The organism is Larkinella punicea (assembly GCF_003334855.1).
Lineage (GTDB): Bacteria > Bacteroidota > Bacteroidia > Cytophagales > Spirosomataceae > Larkinella > Larkinella punicea.
The window spans coordinates 76777-97824 of sequence record NZ_QOWE01000025.1; the positions used below are offsets into that span (position 1 = coordinate 76777).

Annotated in this window: 18 protein-coding genes; 10 read left to right on the forward strand and 8 right to left on the reverse strand. The window is 52.4% G+C overall.

Going from position 1 to position 21048, the window contains the following annotated elements:
* The first annotated feature begins 56 nt into the window (after positions 1-56).
* The gene (locus DUE52_RS25660) at positions 57-1064 is read left to right on the forward strand and encodes an NAD(P)-dependent alcohol dehydrogenase (protein ID WP_229312306.1); all 1008 of its coding nucleotides are present in this window, start codon (positions 57-59) and stop codon (positions 1062-1064) included.
* 170 nt (positions 1065-1234) lie between these two features.
* Here DUE52_RS25660 and DUE52_RS25665 read toward each other — a convergent pair whose 3' ends face one another.
* The 3 genes from DUE52_RS25665 to DUE52_RS25675 form a co-directional block, all read right to left on the reverse strand.
* On the reverse strand, positions 1235-3211 hold the full coding sequence (locus DUE52_RS25665) for a C1 family peptidase (protein WP_114408936.1): 1977 nt from the start codon (positions 3209-3211) through the stop codon (positions 1235-1237).
* Positions 3212-3242: 31 nt separating this feature from the next.
* Positions 3243-5888 (reverse strand): vWA domain-containing protein, encoded by a 2646-nt coding sequence (locus tag DUE52_RS25670; protein ID WP_114408937.1) that lies wholly within the window; start codon positions 5886-5888, stop codon positions 3243-3245.
* A gap of 134 nt (positions 5889-6022) precedes the next feature.
* Positions 6023-6979, reverse strand: coding sequence for an L-threonylcarbamoyladenylate synthase (locus DUE52_RS25675; RefSeq protein ID WP_114408938.1), 957 nt, complete (start codon positions 6977-6979; stop codon positions 6023-6025).
* A 110-nt stretch (positions 6980-7089) separates the two neighbouring features.
* Between DUE52_RS25675 and DUE52_RS25680 the strand changes: the two genes are divergently transcribed.
* From DUE52_RS25680 to DUE52_RS25705, 6 genes are all read left to right on the forward strand, one after another.
* Entirely contained in the window at positions 7090-7443 is a 354-nt protein-coding gene (locus DUE52_RS25680; RefSeq protein WP_114408939.1) for a YciI family protein, read from the forward strand.
* Positions 7444-7555: 112 nt separating this feature from the next.
* Positions 7556-8800: an RNA polymerase sigma factor gene (locus DUE52_RS25685; protein WP_229312307.1), complete on the forward strand. Its 1245-nt coding sequence runs from the start codon at positions 7556-7558 to the stop codon at positions 8798-8800.
* A 143-nt stretch (positions 8801-8943) separates the two neighbouring features.
* The gene (locus DUE52_RS25690) at positions 8944-10686 is read left to right on the forward strand and encodes a GMC oxidoreductase (protein WP_114408941.1); all 1743 of its coding nucleotides are present in this window, start codon (positions 8944-8946) and stop codon (positions 10684-10686) included.
* 109 nt (positions 10687-10795) lie between these two features.
* Positions 10796-11422 (forward strand): gluconate 2-dehydrogenase subunit 3 family protein, encoded by a 627-nt coding sequence (locus DUE52_RS25695; RefSeq protein ID WP_114408942.1) that lies wholly within the window; start codon positions 10796-10798, stop codon positions 11420-11422.
* A gap of 114 nt (positions 11423-11536) precedes the next feature.
* Complete coding sequence (locus DUE52_RS25700; RefSeq protein ID WP_114408943.1) at positions 11537-12628, forward strand: Gfo/Idh/MocA family protein; 1092 nt, start codon at positions 11537-11539, stop codon at positions 12626-12628.
* A gap of 17 nt (positions 12629-12645) precedes the next feature.
* The gene (locus tag DUE52_RS25705; RefSeq protein WP_114408944.1) at positions 12646-13833 is read left to right on the forward strand and encodes a T9SS type B sorting domain-containing protein; all 1188 of its coding nucleotides are present in this window, start codon (positions 12646-12648) and stop codon (positions 13831-13833) included.
* Here DUE52_RS25705 and DUE52_RS25710 read toward each other — a convergent pair.
* From DUE52_RS25710 to DUE52_RS25720, 3 genes are all read right to left on the reverse strand, one after another.
* A complete protein-coding gene (locus DUE52_RS25710; RefSeq protein ID WP_114408945.1) occupies positions 13822-14394 on the reverse strand; it encodes a pyridoxamine 5'-phosphate oxidase family protein in 573 nt (190 codons plus the stop codon). The two genes, DUE52_RS25705 and DUE52_RS25710, sit on opposite strands and share 12 nt — an antisense overlap.
* 43 nt (positions 14395-14437) lie before the next feature.
* Entirely contained in the window at positions 14438-16384 is a 1947-nt protein-coding gene (locus tag DUE52_RS25715) for a tetratricopeptide repeat protein (protein ID WP_165841036.1), read from the reverse strand.
* Between the two features lie 96 nt (positions 16385-16480).
* Positions 16481-16597, reverse strand: a complete 117-nt coding sequence (locus DUE52_RS25720; RefSeq protein WP_114408947.1) for a 30S ribosomal protein THX — start codon at positions 16595-16597, stop codon at positions 16481-16483.
* Between the two features lie 233 nt (positions 16598-16830).
* Between DUE52_RS25720 and DUE52_RS25725 the strand changes: the two genes are divergently transcribed.
* The 3 genes from DUE52_RS25725 (at position 16831) to DUE52_RS25735 (ending at position 19093) form a co-directional block, all read left to right on the forward strand.
* On the forward strand, positions 16831-17628 hold the full coding sequence (locus DUE52_RS25725) for an SRPBCC family protein (protein ID WP_114408948.1): 798 nt from the start codon (positions 16831-16833) through the stop codon (positions 17626-17628).
* Between the two features lie 209 nt (positions 17629-17837).
* Positions 17838-18665 (forward strand): sterol desaturase family protein, encoded by an 828-nt coding sequence (locus DUE52_RS25730; RefSeq protein WP_114408949.1) that lies wholly within the window; start codon positions 17838-17840, stop codon positions 18663-18665.
* 95 nt (positions 18666-18760) lie between these two features.
* Entirely contained in the window at positions 18761-19093 is a 333-nt protein-coding gene (locus DUE52_RS25735) for a TIGR03643 family protein (RefSeq protein ID WP_114408950.1), read from the forward strand.
* Here the strand turns inward: DUE52_RS25735 and DUE52_RS25740 are convergent.
* The gene (locus tag DUE52_RS25740; protein ID WP_114408951.1) at positions 19057-19767 is read right to left on the reverse strand and encodes a LytR/AlgR family response regulator transcription factor; all 711 of its coding nucleotides are present in this window, start codon (positions 19765-19767) and stop codon (positions 19057-19059) included. The genes DUE52_RS25735 and DUE52_RS25740 overlap by 37 nt on opposite strands.
* Positions 19764-20801: a sensor histidine kinase gene (locus tag DUE52_RS25745; protein WP_114408952.1), complete on the reverse strand. Its 1038-nt coding sequence runs from the start codon at positions 20799-20801 to the stop codon at positions 19764-19766. Before DUE52_RS25745 ends, DUE52_RS25740 begins: the two co-directional genes overlap by 4 nt.
* Positions 20802-21048 lie beyond the last annotated feature (247 nt).

The following is a 21048-nucleotide window of genomic DNA, read 5'->3' on the forward strand; positions in this document are numbered from 1 at the left end:
AATTCATTTCATTCGTGACTGGTAACAACTGATACTTAGTACACTACTGATTTGAAATGAATCCTGCAAAACTAACTGTAACGGACAAAACCACGATGCGGGCCGGCGTCTATACCGCCTATGGTCCTCCCGAAATCGTTCAAATCAAAGACGTCGCCAGACCCGTTCCGAAGGAGAATGAGGTCCTGATCAAAGTTCATGCGACCACCGTAAACCGCACCGATTGCGGGTTTCGGAGTGCCGAATACTTCATTGTTCGGTTCTTCAGCGGTTTGTTCCGACCCAAACAACCCATTTTAGGGAATGAATTTGCCGGGGAGGTAACCGAAATTGGCAAGGAAGTCACGGCATTTAAACCGGGCGACCGGGTTTTCGGGTATAACGACAGCCAGTTTGGCGCCCACGCCGAGTACATGGTGATGGCGGAGAATGACGCAATCGCGCCCATGCCGCCAGCGATGACCTACGAAGAGGCTGCCCCGATCTCCGAAGGCGGACATTACGCACTCTGCGATATTCGGGCGGCCAAAATCCGGAAAGGGCAAGCCGTTCTGATCAATGGCGCAACCGGTGCCATCGGATCGGCCGCTGTGCAACTGGTCAAACACCTGGGAGCATCCGTGACGGCGGTTTGCGATACAAAAAACCTTGCTCTCGTGAAATCCCTGGGAGCCGATGTGGTCATTGATTACACGAAAGAGGACTTCACCAAAATCAGTCAACTATTTGATGTTGTGTTTGATGCGGTCGGTAAAAGTTCGTTTGGGAAGTGCAAACCGCTGCTCAAAAAAGGTGGCATTTACATGTCGACCGAACTGGGATACCTGTCTCAAAACCCCTTCTTAGCACTGGTAACACCGTTTGTGGGTAGCAAAAAAGTGTTGTTTCCCCTTCCAACCATCAGTCAGGCCGATGTGCTCTATTTGAAAAAACTGGTCGAAACCGGTCAATATAAACCGGTGATCGACCGGCGTTATCCTTTGGCGCAAATAGTCGATGCGTATCGGTATGTAGAAACCGGTCAAAAGGTTGGGAATGTGGTGATTAGGGTAAATTGTCATTAATCATAAATGTAACATGTTGAATATTGCCCCTAAATCCCCTAAAGGCCGGGCGGCCGGAGCCGGACTTTTAACATCCGGATTAAGCCGTGTCCAAGTCCCCTTTAGGGGATTTAGGGGCAATATTCAACATTTATAATTTCCATCACTCGTCTTCAACAAAAACAGATCAATCAGTGCATCAACTGCTCCCGCTTTTCCCGGTTGGATGAGGCCGAACGGGTGAAAACCAGTTCCGTTTTTACCTCCGGTTTTGCACTGTCGAGCATGCGGACCAGGGTCGACTCCACCGTGGGCCGGTCATCGTCGAAATCGCCGTGGTGGAGTGAGGTCGATCGCTTCTTCGGGTCTTTGGATTCGTTGTTGGGAGACTGAACCCAATCGACATTTTTGGCTTTAAAGAGATCGGATAGGCTCTGATCAAAGTATTTTTTTTCGGTTTTGTCCAAGGCTTTTGCGATGAATTTGGCCATGCCGAGGATGGGTTCCCCTTCGCGGAAAAACGGAATTCGACCCTGGGTTTCGAACGCATTCGAGACCAGATACAGCAGCGATTTGTTGTAAATCCGGGCGCAATGGTCGTCCTGTTCAGCTTCGTCGGTCAGGGTATACAGTGCAAACCGGTTGATTTTTTTGGCTTTCAGAGCAGGTACGTAGGCTTCCTTGAACAGTTTGACCGTGCAGGCCGGTGCCCAAAGGGTGCAGGATTCGATCTTTAACCCAAATTCTTTCGTAAGTGCCTGAATAAAGGGGGCGTGAAAAATACTACCGGCACTGTGTCCGACAATATGAATTTCCAGATCCGTCTGTGTCGCTAGTTTGGCAATTTCCTGGAGAGCAATTCGCGCCCCGCCGGTTGCCTTCGTCGTGGCCAGAAAAGCATTTTCCTTCATTTCGTCCCACTGCATTTTTCCCATCAGCATCCGCGCCACCGGTTCCAGCGCGTCGTCGAGCCGGTCTAGCATGAAATCTTTGCTGGCGTCCAGAATGCCTTCGGGCCGACGGCGTTTGAGGGCATCCTGCAAAATGTTGGTGGTCGTTGTCCAGAAATCGGTGTGCCAGATGAACGAAACCGGATATACTTCGGCATCCATCAGCGCGGCCCGGTAGTCGGCCAGACGCTGCACGGCAGATTCTTCCCCGACCAAACCGCCATGTGCGTATAGAAGTAACCGTTTCTTTTTCCAATTCTGCGTTACCCGAAGAAAATCGTCCTGAAAAATCGTTCTCACTTCGTCGGCGGAGGTTCCGAAGCTGCCGCCTTCGTTCAGTTTGCCGTCGTTGCCAATGCTGATGATGTGCGGACGCAGGTCGGCAAAGGCGTAGGCATTCGATTTGCCGGAAGAGGCCGAATTGCTGATGGCAATGGATTGGGGTTTGTAGAGCATTACGGGCGCACCCAGGCGCGCTACCCAGACATCGGTGCCGTGGGTGAGCCAGTCGTCGTAGGAAATCTGGGCAAAACCGCCTTTTCCCCAATCCGGTCCCCACGAATTCTGAATCCAGAAACCGTTCTGGTCATACGCGACAATCGCAAAGGCATGCCCACCCAGAACTTTCTCCGGGAACGAAATCAATCCGTCCGACCCAACCTTCTCCCAGCCCTCGTGAACGGTGGCCGTCGCGTACAGAATGCCGACTTCGGCCATTGCCGTGTGCATCGATACCAGATCTTTGTGATTCACCCGGTAATAGGCTCCCAGTGGGCGGTTCAGGGCATCGGAGGTTCGCTGTTCCGTCAATCGCTCGTTCCGGGCCGCTGCCTGATAAGGCCAGTGTTCGTCGGCGCAAATCCCGTGTTTGTGCCAGCCTTTCATGGCACCCCGCGCACTCGATCCGCTGTATTCTTCGCCGGGCCACTCATCGTAGCGCCGGGCCATTTCGTAGAGCATCCGCGCACTGACCGGATTGGGATCGGCAACGACCTTCCGACGGCGCAGCAGATAATTGGCAACCGTAGCCAGCCCAAACCCCGTACAGGCGCCTTCCTGACCCTGGTCGAGAATGGGCACCTCCCAGGCCTGGTAGTCGTTGAGTGTGATCCTGATCGGTACTTCATACAGATTGGGAACATAGATTTTGTCGCGAAAATCCAGGGTGTCGGGTCGCGCGTTGTAGGTGCGTTCGACGGTGGTGGTTGGGGCAGACATGAGGAGTTAAGAGTTAGGAGTTAACGGGGATTCAGGGGGCTTTTCGGGCCTGGGCTTCCAGGATTAATTGTAACTGAGCTTTTGATTCAGTAACATGCTCATAACTGCCTTGCCCTAAGGTGGCTAACCTTTTCAGGTTGGCTGAATTAACCACGTTTCGACTAAAGGTTAACACTGTGAGATTGATCTCTTTACGGGCTGATTGTTCGACTAAATCAAACACTGGTTCGCTGATCGGGAATTCGCCATCGGTGGCCAGAATAATCCGGTTATTTCCCCAGGGAATGAAGTGCTTTGCGGCCAGTTTGTAGGCGGTTCGGATGCCGTCGTTGCCGTCGGTTTCGCCGGTCGACCGGAGCTGGTCGATGGCGTGGGCGATGTCGGCGGTTTTCGACCCGGAGGTGGGTGGCAACACCACTTTGGCTTTTCCCGAATACACCACGATCGAAACCTGATCTTCGGGCCGCAGCAACGGCAGCAGCGATTTGATGGATTTTTTCAGCAACGGCATCTTGTACGGCGACTCCATCGAGGCCGAAACATCCAGCAACAGCACCATGTTGTTGGTGGCAAAACCGTCCAGCGTGGGAGCCGCTTCGGTGGGTGCTGGCGCGGGTGTCGGCAGGGAAACCGGTGCCGGAAGGGTCGGAGCAGGTGCCGCCGGTTCCACTTTTTCAGCAACCGGCTCGATTCGCCTGGCGGTCACCGGTCGCCGGAACGCAAACAGGTTGGGTTCCATGATCGTTTTCAGAACGCCGGTTTTGGCCAGTTCGCTGAACTTGTTATACTGATAAACCAGTTCGTTGTTGTAGAAATAATAGAACGACTCGTAGGGGTGCGAACCCGTCGGAGAAGCCGGTTTTGCCGTTCGGGCTTTTTCGGCAAACCGCCCGGTATTTTCGGCCACGTCCTCATAGGGCGAATAGGGACAAAGGCCGTTGCTGCGACCGTAGCGGGGCAGTCCTTTCAGGTTTTTATATTCATCCGTGATCAGCGCCCGGCGGTGTTCCTCCAGCTTTTCCGTCGCGGGAAGCTGCGGGGTTTCGTCCCCGTAATACGACCGAATGCCGAACAAAACCGTCTTGTTGTCGTCGATGGCTTTGAGCAGCGCGTTGCCGGCGAGGTGCCACGAGCTGGCCGGATTGGCCGGTTTGTAGCTCTCGTGAATCCGCCGAACGTCAGTATACAACTGCTCTTTTTTTTGATCGAAAAGGTCGAACAAAACGGCGTACCGATCCAGAATGGCGTCGGAATGCTTCAAACCGTCCTGTTCATACTGTTTTTCCTGCGTGTAGCCAATCAGTTCGATGCTAAGCCCATCCATTTCTTTCAGCATGTTCATCAGCACCTCCGTCTGTGCATTAATGGCGGTTCGGTACTCCGCCGGAATGGGTTTGCTGCCGTTGAGAAGAAGCTGGTAATCGGCCAGCGGCATTTTGTATTCCGTATGCGAATACATCAACTGACCCCGGCGCCGGTTGGGGTCCGGATAGCGGTGGTATTCGGCCGATGACTGGTAGTTGCGCACCTGAACCTGGAGGTGATTCATTTGTCGCAGCGACTCGTTGATGAAGTCGATGTAGGCGTTCAGGGCGTGGAACGTGGCATCGGAAGCCGGAGCCGCCGACGGTTTGGTTTTGAACGGCACCCGCGGAAGATCCCGGAACGGTTCGGTGCGGGCGGTTTTCTGCGATGCCATTCCCGAAGATTCCAGGACAAAAACCGGGCAGAATTTGGGGAAATCCAGCAGGTGTTTGGTCGGGACACTGTACTTGACAAACGCCTGGTAATTCGACAGCAGATCGTTGTTGTAGTGATTGATCAGGCTCAGATACACGCTGTTGCCGTGTCGCGCCGACTTTTTGGCCTCAAAGGTATAGGTATTGATGGCATCCTGTTTCAGACCGAGAATGGATTGCAACGCACTTTTGAACGAACCGATCATGCTGGAAGCCGGGTAGGCGATGGCCGACTCATTTTTGCCAAAACCGGCCAGCACTTCGGCGTCGTGCAACATGCTATCGCGGAGGCTATCCACGGGCCAACCCGAAGGCGCTTCTTCGTTGAGGGAAAACGGCCAGGACGACAGCGTTTGTTTTTCGCGAATCAGAATTTGGACCATTTCGCGTTCCAGTTTCAGGTACAGATCGCTGGCGTCGTAGGGTTGATAAACGCGGTAAATCCGTTGAATCTGGCGAAAAAAAACGTCCCGTTTGCGGCTGATCTGTCCGGCCTGTTTCTGAAGGTCGGCCAGTAACGCATCCGATTTCTTCAAACCGTCACGTTGGTAATCGTTCAGCCGAACGTAGGTTTCCAGCGCTTTCCCCGACTGGTCGAACGCTTCGAGCAATTGCCAGAGGGCTTCCGCTTCTCCGTTGAGTTGCTGGCTTTCCTGCGCACTGAGGCCATTGTTGGTCGTTTCGAGGGCTTTTCGGTAGTAATATTCTTCCAGTGGCCCCGACGACGGCAGCCGGATCAGTGTGCCCGACCGGGTGCGAAACTGCTTCGTGGCCGCATAATACGATTGCAGCACCTGCATCCGGTCAAAAACGACATCGACCGACTGATTCAGAAAGGCAACGTACTGATTGAGGGCCTGTTGGGGCGGTTTTTCTGCAGGATTGTACGAACTATAAGCGCCAAGGGCCAGGAGGGCTAGAAAAAGAGACGTGTTCATGATGGGGTGGGATGGTAGCAGCTAGCAAAGTCTGTCGAAGCGTCCTGTTGGTGACGCTAAGCAATTGGCCTGCAAGTTCTAACCTTTGATCGATGTTCCGATTACCGTTTACGAAAAACCCCAAACATCGCTTCTCACTTGAACGCAGCCCGGCGCAAGCGGTCGTTGACGGCCCGGCCCAGCCCGGTTTCGGGGAGCAGGTCCGCAATAATGACATCGACATTAGACTGATCGAGCGCGCGCAGGGCAGCGAACAGGTTTTTGGCGGCTTCGGAAACGTCACCCGTAACGGACAAAATCTGCTGGTTCTCCAACGGAATCAACCGTGTCATCGCATCAAAGGCCAGCACCCCAATGCGCTCGGGTTTGTGGGTCGCCAGCGCTTGCTCCGGGGTTTTGAGAAAAAGCGGTTTTCGGGGCGCGTAATGGCTGCTCAACATGCCCGGTGCCTTTGGGTTGGAGGTCGAATGGCTGCGGACCGATACCTTTCCGACAATGCTTTCCAGTTTTTCCAGGGTCATGCCGCCCAGCCGGTACACAATCGGGCCACCTTCGACAAACCCAATGATGGTCGATTCGATGCCTACCGTGGAGGAGCCGCCATCCAGCACATACGGAATCTGGTCGCCCAACTGATCGGCAACGTGCCGGGCGGTGGTGGGGCTGATGTAGCCGAAGGGATTGGCACTCGGAGCCGCCAGCGGAAAATCCAGCAAAGCGAGCAATTTGAGCGCCATCGGATGGTTCGGAATCCGGATCGCCACGTTTTCCAGACCCGAGGTGACGAGATCCGGAATGATCGGTTTTTTGGGTAATAAAATCGTCAGTGGGCCGGGCCAGAACCGCTCCGCGAGCCGACGCGCCGGTTCCGGAATCCGCGTCACGAACGACTCGACCTTGTCGATTGAATCGGTATGAACGATGAGTGGATCGAACGAAGGACGGTTTTTGACCTTGAAGATGTCCAGAACGGCATCCGGATTCAGGGCGTTGCCCGCCAGTCCATACACGGTTTCGGTGGGCAGTCCGATCACTTTTCCCGCTTCCAGGAAGTCTTTTGCCTTTTGAACGTCTGTTCCAATTTGTGCCATGCCGCAAAGGTACGATTTTGAAAAAATATTTTATTTTCCTGTCCGGTTTCCATTCCTTCGTTCGTCTTAGCGTCAAAAATCAACTCATCACGTTTAACCGCAGTATACCAATGGAAAAATTCATGCTGATCTTCCACGGACCACAAATGGACGAAACCGCCTTTCAGGAGCTGTCACCCGAAGACTTTCAGGCCGAAATCGAGAAATGGAACACCTGGATTGGCGGAATTGCCGCTCAGGGAAAAATGATCGCAACCGAAGCGTTGCTGCCCGCCGGGAAAGTGCTGACCAACGGCGGCAAAGTGGTCACCGACGGCCCGTTTACGGAAGGCAAAGAAATCGTGGGCGGCTACATGCTTTTAACCGCCGACACCTTCGACGAAGCCATCGAACTGGCGCAGGGCTGCCCCATGTTTGAAACCGGCGGAAAAGTGGAAGTACGGCAGATTCAGAAGTTTGAATAAATGAAATTTCAAATGTAAAATGATGAACGCCAAATGTAAAAATAGCTGGATACGCCATTCACTTTTACATTTGACGTTCATCATTTTACATTTGAAATTCCTTTAAAAATCCGTGTCATCTTCCGATTCTTCCCAACTCGTCGCGCACCTTTTCCGGCATGAAGCAGGCCGGATGGTTTCGGTATTGGCGGCCATGCTGGGGTTCGACCGGATTGAGCTGGCGGAGGATATTGTGCAGGATGCGATGGTGCAGGCGCTGCGAAGCTGGCCGTTTCAGGGCATTCCCGAAAACCCCTCGGCCTGGCTCTACCGGGTAGCCAAAAACAAGGCTTTGGATGTGGTTCGTCGCGAGAAATTGTTCCGGCAAATCAGCGGAGACTGGGCCAGCGAACGGCAGGAAGAAGAAATGATGGAGCGGTTTTTTTTCGAAGACGAGATCAACGACAGCCAGTTGCGGATGCTGTTTGCCTGCTGCCATCCGTCGCTACCGTTCGAGTCGAAGGTGGCGATGTGTCTGAAAATTCTGTGCGGATTGAGCATCCGCGAAATTGCCAACGCTTTTCTGACCAGCGAAGAAACCATCACCAAGCGGATTTATCGGGCCAAAGAGAAAATTCGTGCCAACGAAATCCGCCTGGAAGTGCCGACCGGGCCGCAATTGCCCATCCGCGTGAATGCGGTTTTGAAAAGCATTTATCTATTGTTTAATGAAGGCTACACTTCGTCGCACCCCGATACGCTCATCCGGCAGGATTTGTGCGAAGAAGCCATGCGCCTGACGTTGCTGCTGACCCAAACACCCCGGACGGCCACCCCTTCGGCTCATGCTTTGCTGGCGTTGATGTGTTTCCAGGTAGCCCGCTTCGAGGCCCGGACGGATGCAACGGGTGCCATCATTCTCCTGAAAGATCAGGATCGGACGCAATGGAACCGGGCGCTGATTGCGCAGGGAAAACGCCAACTGACGGCTTCGGCGACAGGCAGTGAACTCTCTGCATACCACCTTGAAGCCGCCATTGCCCTACAGCATTGCCTGGCACCATCCTACGAAAAAACAGACTGGCCGACCATCCTCAACTATTACGATTTGCTGCTCGACCGGAAACCCGGCCCCATTGTGGCGCTGAACCGGGCGGTGGCGCTCGCCGAAGTAGATGGCCCCATGGAGGCCCTGCTGGCGGTTTTACAAATCAAGGAACTGGAAACGAATCAGTATTACCATGCGATTCTGGGTGACCTGTATGCCCAACTCCACCAGACCGACCGCGCCCGCCAGCATTACCAGCGCGCCCTGCACCTCACCTCGTCCGGAGCCGAAAAACAGTTGCTCCGCAAAAAAATCGAAACACTCGTGTAGTCTCCCGAACGGTTTTAGGAGTAATTAAGGCAGTGGATAGTTGCTTTTCTGTTAAAAAAATGGATATTTAACCCATTCGGTATTACTTTTAGCAGCGTATTCACGTAATCACTTCAGTGACCTACTCACTAAACCAAAATTCAATGGATGTTCCACAAATAAAAAAGGCAGCGAAAGTTTACGACGTTGTCATTGTTGGCTCAGGAGCCGGGGGCGGAATGGCGGCTTATCAGCTTTCCAAGGCAGGTGCAACAGTTTGTTTGCTCGAAGCCGGGGGGTATTTCGATCCCGCTGATCCTAAGTATATTAACCAGTTAAAATGGGCGTATGAGTCGCCCCGCCGTGGTGCCGGAACAACGCGCGCGTTTGGTGATTTCGATGCGGCCTGGGGCGGTTGGGAAATTGAAGGGGAACCGTATTCGGCCGTCAAAGGCACCGAATTTCACTGGTTCCGTTCCCGGATGCTGGGCGGACGGACCAACCACTGGGGCCGGATTTCGCTGCGGATGGGTCCCGATGATTTCAAACGGAAAAGCTTAACGGGAATTGGTGAAGACTGGCCACTCGGCTACGAAGACTACGCGCCCTATTACGACAAAGTAGACGACCTGATTGGGGTGTTTGGCTCAAAAGAAGGGCTTCGGGATGCACCCGATGGCCGGTTTTTGCCGCCACCCAAACCACGTCTGCACGAATTGATGATCAAGAAAGCCGGGAAGAGCATCGGTGTGCCGGTTATTCCCTCGCGGCTTTCGATTCTGACCAAACCCATTCACGACCGGGGCGGCTGTTTCTACTGCGCCCAGTGCGGCCGGGCCTGTCAGGCCTACGCTGACTTCTCGTCGTCGTCGGTGTTGTGTATTCCGGCGGTGAAAACCGGTCGGGTTACGCTGATCAACGGCGCGATGGCCCGTGAAGTGATTACGGATGCCAAAACCGGCCTGGCAACCGGCGTTTCCTACGTCGATGTGCCGACCATGACCGAGCAATCGGTGATGGGTAAAGTGGTGGTTCTGGCGGCCAGTACCTGCGAAACGGCGCGTTTGCTGCTCAACTCCAAGTCGGCCCGTTTCCAGAACGGACTCGCTAATTCCAGCGGTGTGGTTGGAAAATACCTCAACGACTCAACGGGTGCTTCACGCGGGGCCTTCATTCCGGCCCTGATGGATCGCAAGCGGTATAACGAAGATGGCGTGGGCGGTGCGCACGTTTATTCGCCCTGGTGGCTCGACAACAAGAAACTCGATTTCCCACGCGGCTATCACATCGAATACGGTGGCGGTATGGGTATGCCGATGTACGGTTTTGGCTTTGGCATGGAAGGCCGGAACAGCATTGTGCCGGGTCGCGATGGCAAGCCGAAAGCGGCCGGTGGCTACGGTGCGGATCTGAAAGACGACTTCCGCCGGTTCTACGGGGCCAACATTGGGATGGCCGGTCGGGGCGAACCCGTGCCGCTGGAAAGCAACTACTGCGAAATTGACCCGAACACGGTTGATAAATACGGGATTCCGACGCTGCGTTTCAACTACAAATGGGGCGAAGCGGAGATCAAGCAGGCCAAACACATGCAGGATACCTTCGAGGAGATCATTCATGCGATGGGCGGTATTGCGCTGGGTAAAAAACCGGGTCCGGAAACCAACTATGGTCTGGAGGCTCCCGGCAAAATTATCCACGAAATCGGTACGGCGCGGATGGGGAACGACCCGAAAAACTCGGTACTGAACAAGTATTCGCAGGCGCACGACGTCAAGAATCTGTTCGTGGTCGATGCGGCTGCTTTCCCGTCGCAGGGCGACAAAAACGTGACGTGGACGATCCTGGCCAACTCCTGGCGGACTTCCGACTACATCATCGATCAGGTCAAACAAAAGAATATCTAAACCTCCGCTTAACTCCCTTCTCTCTGCTTAACTCCGCGAAATAATTTTAAAAGCTATTTCGCGGAGTTAAGCAGAGAAAGAAGAGTTAAGCAGAGAAAAATTTCAGACTATGAAACGTAGAGATTCTCTCAAAGCCATAACCCTCAGTAGCCTTGGATTTGCCGGTTTGAATCCGCAGATTTCCGCTGCTGAATCCATCATGCCGCCCGATGTCAAACCGGTGAAAATTCCCGGTGGTCGTCAGAAATTTGAAGCGGAGCGCGATGCCAAACTGAATGCCGATAAGTTTTTCACGCCCCACGAACTGAAAACCGTCACGGTACTGGGAGACATCATCATTCCAGCCGATGCCAAATCCGGCAGTGCGTCACAGGCCGGAACCCCGGCGTTTATCGAGTTTATGATGAAAGACCAGCCGCAGTGGCAGACGCCGATGCGGGGGGGACTTCGCTGGCTCGACAACGTTTGTACGAAGCGGTTTGGCAAGAAGTTTGCTGATTGTCTCAAAGCCCAGCAAATCGAAATCGTGGACGAAATCGCTTATCCGGGCAAAGCCAAGCCGGAGATGTCGCAGGGTGTCGCGTTTTTCAACATGATGCGCGGGTTTGTCGCGACCGGTTTTTTCACCAGCCAGATGGGCATCAAAGACCTCGGCTACGTCGGCAACACCCCCAACCAGTGGGAAGGTGTTCCGGCCGATGTGTTGAAGCAGTATAATTTAAGCTACGACGAATAAAGAGTTAAAAGTTAAGAGTTAAAAGTTAAAAATTGGTCTGATGCGTAACATTTTAACGCATCAACTTCCCGTTTTAATTTTTAACTCTTAACTTTTAATTCATAACTTACTTTTATGCCTACTCGACGGATTTTTCTACAGCAAACCGGTTTGATTGCTTCTTCACTGGCTTTCTCGCCTTTGAGCATTGCCCAGTCGCCCAAAAAAGACCGCCTGGGAGTAGCACTGGTGGGCCTGGGCTATTACAGCACGGACTTGATCGCGCCGGCTTTGCAACTGACCAAAAATTGTTACCTCGCCGGTATTGTCACCGGAACTCCCTCGAAAGCCGAGACCTGGGCCAAGAAGTATAACATTCCAGAAAAGAATGTATACAACTACCAAAACTTCGACAAAATTGCCGACAACCCCGACATCGATGTTGTGTACGTGATTTTGCCCCCGTCCATGCACCGCGAGTATGTGATCCGGGCGGCCAAGGCGGGTAAACACGTCTGGGTGGAAAAACCGATGGCCATGACGGAGAAGGAGTGCCAGGACATGATCAACGCCTGCAAGCAGAACAAACGCTCGCTGGCCGTTGGCTACCGGCTGCAGCACGAACCGAACACGCAGGAATACATCAAGTTTTTGCGCGAAGGCAAAATCGGCAAGATCAAAATGGTGAGCTGTTCGGCGGGGTACAACGACAACCGCACCACGCACTGGAAACAGAAAAAGGAAATGGGCGGGGGGGTGATGTACGACATGGGCGTTTATGTGTTGCAGGGTGCGCGGCTGGCAACGGGCGAAGAACCGATTTCGGTTACCGCCCAGCAGTATACGACCCGGCCCGAAATCTATAAAAACGGGCTGGACGAGACCACGATGGCCCAACTCGTGTTTCCGAGCGGGGCGCGGGCGGCTGTTCAGACCAGCTTCGGAATAAACATGAATTTCCTGCACGTGACCGGCGAGAAAGGATTCCTGAAAATGGAGCCGTATTCGGCCTACAACGGTCAGACGGGCGAAGCATCGGGCGGGGTGAAAATCAAACATCCCTACGATGTTCCCCGCCAGCAGGCCATGCAGATGGACGACGATGCCGACGCCATTATGAACAACAAACCCTTGATTGCCCCCGGCGAAGAAGGACTGCGCGACATCCGGATTGTGGAAGCGATTTATCGGGCGGCCAAATCCGGCCAATCGGTGAAGTTGACCTAGTGTAAACCACCCGACCGATGAATCTCGCAAAAGCCGTAACGCATCGTTCCGGGATTCTCTTCCTTGTATTCTTTCTTTTCATTTCCCGCTTTTGCCTTGCCCAGCCGGATCAGTGTACACCCTCGGCTGGTCAGTTTACGGGTTCGCTTCAGATCAGCCCCGGCATTGGTTGCATGCCTCTGAAAATTACCGCCACGAGCGGCCTCCGAAATGTGACGAACGTTCGGTATGTGTATGATTATCAGGGAGGAGCGGTGAAGGATTCGGATTTGGTCCGGGATTCGGTTTTTACCTATCAAAAGCCCGGACTATTCCGGGTTCTGCAATATTCGGAACAGGACGGACGCCAGCTTCGGGTGTGCGCCATTGTTCAGGTGTACGACACGCTGCCGCCCGAGTTGGTGGTGACGGGCTGTCAAACGCGGGTGATGGTCACCATTCCGAAGTCGGCGGAGTATCAATATAACTGGTATCGGGTCGATTGGGGCGATGGTACACAGGAGCAGCTCGATGGCGCTTCTCCCGTGGGCGTTCATACCTACGCCGACGATAACCAGCGGGTAATTTCCGTACGGGGAGTGCATCTTTACGGCAATTGTGGCGGCACAACCCGGGTTTCTTTCCGTCCCGATACGAAAGCCATCACCCCCGTCATCGACAAAGTACAGGCCGTCGGTGCCAATTCGATCGACCTGACCATCAGCAATCCCGGCGGAAACCGCTTCCGGATTGAACAGCGGTCGCCCGGCGGAACCTACGTCCAAACCAGCCATCGTTCTGACGCGGTGAATGCAACGGTCCGTTTGGATGCGGACACGACGGTGGCAGTTTGTTTTCGACTCATTCTCGCCGATACCTGCTTACAGGCTGCGCCTTCTGCCGAGTTGTGTTATACGCCCCCAAAACCGCCCGAACCCGCTCCGGTTCCCGACTCGACGGTGTTTATGCCCGACGCTTTCAGCCCTAATGCAGACGGCATCAACGATCAGTGGCAGCTTCAGGGGCTGTTGAGCGGAAAGGCAACGCTGACGATTTTTAACCGTTGGGGCGAGGTGGTCTTTTTAACGGATGATGCCCTGGCTGGTTGGGATGGTAAACAACAGGGAAAAACCGTTCCGCCGGGAATGTACTCGTACCGGCTGGATCAGGAAAAACCGGATGGAAGACGGTTCCAAAAACGGGGTGTCGTGGTGTTAGTGCCGTAATGATTCCGTTCTTTCCAGTCCAATGCTGGTCGGCAGACCGTCGAGACTCGTCAGATTTTTTTCGGTAACGTAGTCATCAAGTCCTTTTTTGCCGGTTTTCTCAGCCCACTCAAAGTGGATGTCGCGCTCACCGACGTAATCGAACAAGGGTACGCCAAACCCACAGGAGGTTTGAACCAGGTCGATGTCGGCCAGAATCAGTTGGCGGGTACTTGGGTAAATCGTGAAATTCGGCGCATAGACCGCCCACTCTTCCGAACCGGGCAAAACCGTGCGCCCTTTGCCGTATAACCGCAAAATCAGGGGTGGGCCTTCAAACGAGCAGAACATCATCGTAATGCGGCCGTTTTCCAGCGTGTGGGCGGAGGTTTCGTTGCCACTGCTGATCAGATCCATGTAGCCCACCTGGTTGTCCGACAAAACCCGGAAACAGTCCAGTCCTTTGGGCGAGAGATTGACGCGACCATCGCCACTCAGCGGAGCTGTACTGACGAAAAATATACGTTGTTTTTTGATAAAAGTCTGGTGGGGAGACTTGATGGCATCATGAAATTTACCCATAAAGTTACTGTAAATGGTGGAGCGTAAATATACCAAAAAACGGCTATTGCCCCGCCTGTTCCAACTGCCGGAGGTTATTCTTCGCTTCTTCGTAATCCGGTTTCAGCGCTACGGCCCGGCGAATGTCAGCTAAAGCTCCGGCGCGGTCGCCGAGATAAAACCGGTCGACACCCCGGTTGTGCAAGGCCGTCGGATCGTTGGGTTTGTAGCGCAGATACCGTTCGTAATCAGCCAGGGATTCTTTGTAGGATTTGAGTTGCAGATACGTAAAACCACGCGCCGTCAACACCACCGAATCTTTGCCGGGTGCCAGCAGGAGGGCCTTGTTGAAATCGCGCAGAGCATCCTGGAAACGGCTGGTTTTGTTGTAGGTTAACCCCCGGTTATAATAGACGTCGCTCTTGGTCGAATCCATCCGGATGGCCTGGTTATACATTTCCAGGGCCTTCGGAAAGTCATTTTTCAGTCCGTAGGCATTGCCCAGCCCTTCGAAGCAATGGTAGCGGTTGCTGCCGTTCTCCACAGCCGCTTTAAATTGCTGCATGGCTTCGTCGATGCGGTTATTTTTGCCGTAATAGTCACCCAACCCTTCGCGCATCTGGTCATTTTCAGGGTAGAATTGTAACGCATGGAGCCAGAGCGTTTCGGTGTTTTTCCAGACTTTCACCTGTTGAATAGTCCGGTAAAAACACAAGGCGGTAAACACACCTAAACCGATGGTGGCCAGTCGGAACCGGGAAGGCGATTCGCCCGTCAGAAGGTACAAACCGTAGACAATCAGGAAGATCAAGCCAAAGTAGGAGAGGTAGCTGTAGCGGTCGGCCATGATGGCGGCCCCAACGGTCATGAACTGCAAAACCAGAATAATCGTGATCAAGAAAAACCCGATACCAAAAACCACCAGCCGTTGCCGCTCGGTTTTGGCGGTCAGTAATTGCCAGACGGCGTAACCAACCACCAGCAGAAAAGCCACTGGCCCCAGCCAATGTTGCGGCTCGATGTTCCGGACGTTTTCGGGATACGGATAAAAAGCCGACAGACGGAAGGGGGCGACGAGTTTGATCAGGTACATCAGAAAACCGTAGCTGCCGTAGACCAGCCAGCGGGCGGCAAAGGGCTCCTGCCCGACGGCGTCTTTTTTCTCCGCAATCCGAAGCAGCCAGCCGTGAAAATCACCCCCGGCCTGCACGTTGGTTGCCAACAGCCCCACAAAAACCGCTACCAGCAAAAACGGGACTTTTTCGAATAGAATCGCCGGTCGAAAGGTCTTTTTGAGGTTCTGATCACCCGCTTTCCAGTAGTCGATCAAGAGCAAAACAAAAGGCAATACGACCGCCATCGCTTTGGCTATACATGATGCTACAAACAAAGAAAAAGTTAAAAATAACCAGATCGTGGCCCCTGATGTCCGATAGCGAAGGTAGGTCAGACAAGCCGAGAGGAAGAAAAACGTGTAGAGGACATCTTTCCGTTCCGACACCCAGATGACCGATTCGACGTGCATGGGGTGCAGTCCCCATACTGCGGCCACGAATAGCGCAACCCACTGATTTTTACGACTTAACTGATACGCAAAACCGAAAATAAGGAGCGTATTGAGGAGATGGAATGCGGTGTTGGTAACAATAAATGACGTGGCTTCCGGCCCGAAAAAAGCCGAGTTGGCGGCCAGAGACAACATCGTTAACGGATGGTAATTCAGCGCAACCACCGACTTTAACAACGTTCGGACGTGATCGGCGGTGGGTTCAAGAACGTACGGATTTCCGAAAACATATTCCGAATCATCCCAGTCCACAAACCCGTTGCTGAACCCGAAGGCGTAGGCAATAAAAACCGCCAGCAGCAGAGGGAGCCAGAGGTAGGTTTGTAAGCCCTTTTTCGCCAGCGCGGGAGGTGCTGGCTGGGTCGGTTTTACGGGAGAAGAGGCAGGTATCGTCTGTGGACGCGACGGGTTGGTCCGTTGTCCGTTCGGTTTATTTTTGGCCATAGCAGGATGCAGAGTTCGGATGAAATGCCGCAAAAGGTATACCATAAAAAAGCCCCGCCGTTTATCTGGCGGGGCTTTTTTATGAAAAATAGCGGGTTATTCCTTGACAACCTTGGCTATTTTTCCTCGTTGATCCTTCAGCTTGGGGCGTGTTACGCCGTATGAACCGCGCCAGATTTTACCGCGTTTGGTTTTAACATCTCCTTTTCCCATGTTCAAAAATTTACGTGTACAGATTTAGAGATCATGATTGACGGAATTCGTCAACAAGAAATCATAGTTAATCATTTAATCGCACAAATCAAAGCCTAGCTCCACGAACCTACTCAACGCCAGTCCGCTGCGGGCGGTTTTCCGAACGAACGATCAGTCCAGTCCCTCATATTTCCAAACATCTGCCCTTGTATCCGGTTATTCTGCAAACAAAAACGTAAAAAAATACAGGTATGGCGAATACAGGAACACCGGTTTCGGGCCAGTCCGGAATCGGACCACTCGAACCGGAAGTAAGCGGATCGAGCCGGATCAATGTGGGTGAAGAAGAACGGGTTTGGTCGACCGCCGGGGGAGCCCTGCTGGTGGCTTTTGGCTTGAAAGGCGGGTCATTGAGTGGGTTGTTGCTGGCCGCAGCGGGCGGTTATCTGGCCTACCGGGGTTTGTCGGGACATTGCCCCGTGAGTGAATCCGTGGGCCGCAATACGACACAGGGCGAAGCGACGGCGGTGAGGCCCATCGAAATTTCGGCCGGTATGACCATTTACAAACCCCGCGAAGAGGTGTACCAATTCTGGCGGAAACTGGAGAATCTGCCCCGGTTTATGTCCCACCTAAAAGAAGTACGTCAACTGGATTCAACGCATTCGCATTGGGTTGCCCAGGCTACGTCGTCCGGTGGCGCCGTGGCCGAAGCCCTTGGTACCGTAGAGTGGGATGCGCAGCTTATCCACGAGACGCCCAATGAACGACTGGTTTGGAAATCGGTAGAAGGTGCCCGGGTGGACAATGCGGGCGAGGTGCGTTTTCGGGATTCGGCAGACGGTTTTGGAACCGAAATTCTGGCCACGATCCACTACCGGCCACCCGTTGGCCAGATTGGTAGCGCGCTCATGAAGCTCTTCAATCCGACATTCTCGCAGATGATCGAAAAAGACCTGTACCGGTTTAAGGAAATCATGGAGAAAGACGATGTCGAAGCCGCGCTGAATCAGCCGAGCGAGTTGCCGTCGGGAAGCGCACAGCTTTGATTCAATTGATAACTTGTTCTATGGTCGAGCAGGAATATTAAATGAAAAATGATGAATGTTAAATGTAAAAGTTGCTCATTTGACCAGACTTTTACATTTAACATTCATCATTTTTCATTTAATATTCCTGTTTTTACCTTTTTTTAATTATTCAATAGGGGGAAGGCTTCAATTGGCTGTCATAGGGTCGAACAGTTAACAACGACCTGATGGACTTGCAACAACTGGAGCACGAACTGCTCCCCCTGACAGCCTATGCCGCTCCGGTGGTGTTTGGCTCCGTACTTTTGGAGTTCTGGCTGACCCGCCACGACGAAGAACACCGCTATCAAAGCCGCGATTTCTGGTCGTCGGTGGGCATTGGAGCCGGAAGCCTGCTGATCAATGCCATTCTGAAAACCAGCGTTTTCGGGATGGCATTGTTTTTCTACCACCTCACGCCCTGGCGGCTAGAAACGCGGTGGTGGACTTGGCTGCTGGCCTACGCGCTGATTGATTTCTGCAATTACACGGCGCACTGGATTGCCCACAAACAGCGTGTCTGGTGGGCTACGCACGTTACGCACCATTCGTCCGAACACCTGAATTTCTCGACGGCTTTCCGCAATTCGTGGACGCAGCATTTGAAATTGGTCTTCTTCATACCAGCTTGGGTGTCAGGTATTAATCCGGTTGTCATCCTGACCTGCTACCAGATCGACCTCCTGTATCAGTTCTGGATTCATACCGAAATGATCCGTAAATTGCCGCGCTGGTTTGAATTTTTCTTCGTAACGCCTTCCCATCACCGGGTCCACCACGGCAGCAACGACCGCTACCTCGACAAGAATTTTGGCTCATCGCTCATCATCTGGGACCGCCTGTTCGGCACCTTTCAGGAAGAAGACGAAGCGCCGGTCTACGGCCTGACCAAACCCGTAGAGTCGTACAATCCGGTGTATTTGAACTTCCACGTCTGGATCGAGATTGGCCGAGACCTGCGAAAGGCGAAATCGGCCCGCGAAGTGTTCAATATTCTTTTTGGCCCCCCGGTTTGATGTCAGCAACCCAACACGCGACCAAAGCAATTGCTTTTTGTTTAGGACACCGGCCTGATGGGGAATTATGCGAAAGACGGCTTCGTTGTTCCGGTATGAAACGTTCCAAACCGGTACTTGAGCTTGGGGAAACAGACCTGGACCGCATTGTCGAAATGGCGTGGGAAGACCGCACGCCCTTTGATGCCATCGAAGCTCAGTTTGGGCTATCGGAACAGGAAGTGATCGAGGTCATGCGTCGGCAACTGAAACCGTCGTCGTGGCGAAAGTGGCGCGAGAGGGTTCAGGGGCGGGCTACCAAACACGCGGCTTTGTCGGCGGTGGAAGATGCCCGGTTTAAATCGAACCAGCAGCGGACGGTGACCCACAACCGGATTTCCAAAACGATGCGTTATAATCCCAGCGACTTCAAAAAACCGTCCCGGTAATTACTGCCGATGGGGATTTCATTTTTGCCAATAAAAACCCGGTTGCCTTCGATATGCGTAATCTTCGATTTGTTGACCAGGAAGGAGCGATGAACCCGGAGAAACCGGGATTTGGGTAGCAATTCTTCGAAACTGGAGAAGGTCATGCCGGGCAGAATCGTGTTTTGCGTCGTTATAATTTTGGTATAATTGCCGCTGGCTTCCGCATATAACAAATCGGAATAAAAAATTTTATAGATTTTTCCGTCGGTTTTTATAAAAAGATAATCTTCTGTGTTTTTCTCAATAGTTTCCGGAATGATTACGGGATTAGGCTGTAATCGTTCCAGCGCTTTATCGACCGCGACGATGAACCGTTCCAGGGAGAATGGTTTTAATAAATAGTCGATGGCCGACAATTCGAAGGCATCCACGGCGTATTCTTTATAGGCGGTTGTGAAGATAACCTGCGGCTGATTTTTGAGCGTTTTCAAAAAAGAAATCCCATTCAAAACCGGCATATTGATGTCCAGAAAAAGAATGTCGATGGCCTGTTTTTGAAGTTCTGCTTTGGCTTCAAGCGCATTAGCACAAGACGCTACGACTTTTAAATTCGGAAAATGTCCGCAATAGGTCTGGATAATTTCCCGGGCAATGGGTTCGTCATCCACAATCAAACACTGGAATGGTTTCATTTTACTTTCAGTTGCAACATGACCTGGTAAAAACCGTCTTCGTCCTGTATGGAGAGTTCATAGGCGTTTGGGTACAACAAATCAAGCCTTTTCTTCACATTCGCCAATCCTAAACCGCTTCTTTTTTCCAGAAGACCGTTCTCGTCAGACGTTGAACCGTGTGAATTCTTTACGGAAAACAGAAGATAGTTTCCCCAGGTTTTCAGGTTCATATCAATTGAAATATACGGTTCTGTTGTGTTTTTGGAATGCTTGAAGGCATTTTCGATAAACACAATGAGCAACATCGGCGCAATGTTAATGTCGGTATGGGTCAGATCCTCTATCAAAGTCGTGAGTGTAAGCCGGTCACCGATGCGTATTTTCTCGAAATCGATGTAGTTGTTGATATACGCAAGTTCGTCCCGCAAGGGCACAAACAATTCCTTGGCATCGTACACCGAATACCGGAGTAAATCAGAAAGTTTTAATAATAGCGTGGGAATTTTCTCGTGTTGGGAAATCGAAATACCGTATAAATTATTCAGGGTGTTAAATAGAAAATGGGGGCTTAGCTGGGACTGGAGCAGATGCAGCTCACTCTGGCTTTGTTCGGCCACGGCTTTCGATTCCTGTAGCTGATTTTCAACGGTTATTCGCCCCAGTTTAATGAGCATTCCAATGGCAATGCTCATCAGGAAAAGCGGTAAATAAAACAATATTAAATTCAGGAAAACCCGGGTGCCCTTGAGCGGAAAATCGGCGTGGAAAAAAATCCAGCAAATACAGAGAATGCTAAAAATTGATAAACCAATGAAAAGGCGGAGCGGTATTTTTTTCGATACCCACACCAACGAAATGTACCGACCGGTATAAATGCCTCCCAAAAAGAATGCTGTGGCGGCAAAGGCCGCTTCTTCATCATCCCGCGTCACGATGGATTGGGTATACAAATTACTCGCAAGATAAATTGGTATGGCCGCAATAATGCTAAAAACCAGGTGTTTTTGAAGTTCCGTTAGTCCCGCAAAGTCCGCATTCTCTCCTTTTTTCATACTCGTAACATCCACGTAGGCTGGTTTGAATTCCAAAGCTGACCAAAATCTTCCACTCCGGTAAACATCCCGGATGAAATCGAATAAACCGCTGACAAAAACCCTGTATGGCCGTACCAAGTGTTTTAACCCCTCAAATCCGCATTCTGTCAGCCGGTCAGTCTGGTATGGCCTGATTTATTGCCGACGGTCGTTGCGCCATTCATATTTGCTCAGCAAGTATGACAATTGCTTTTACAACGGCTAC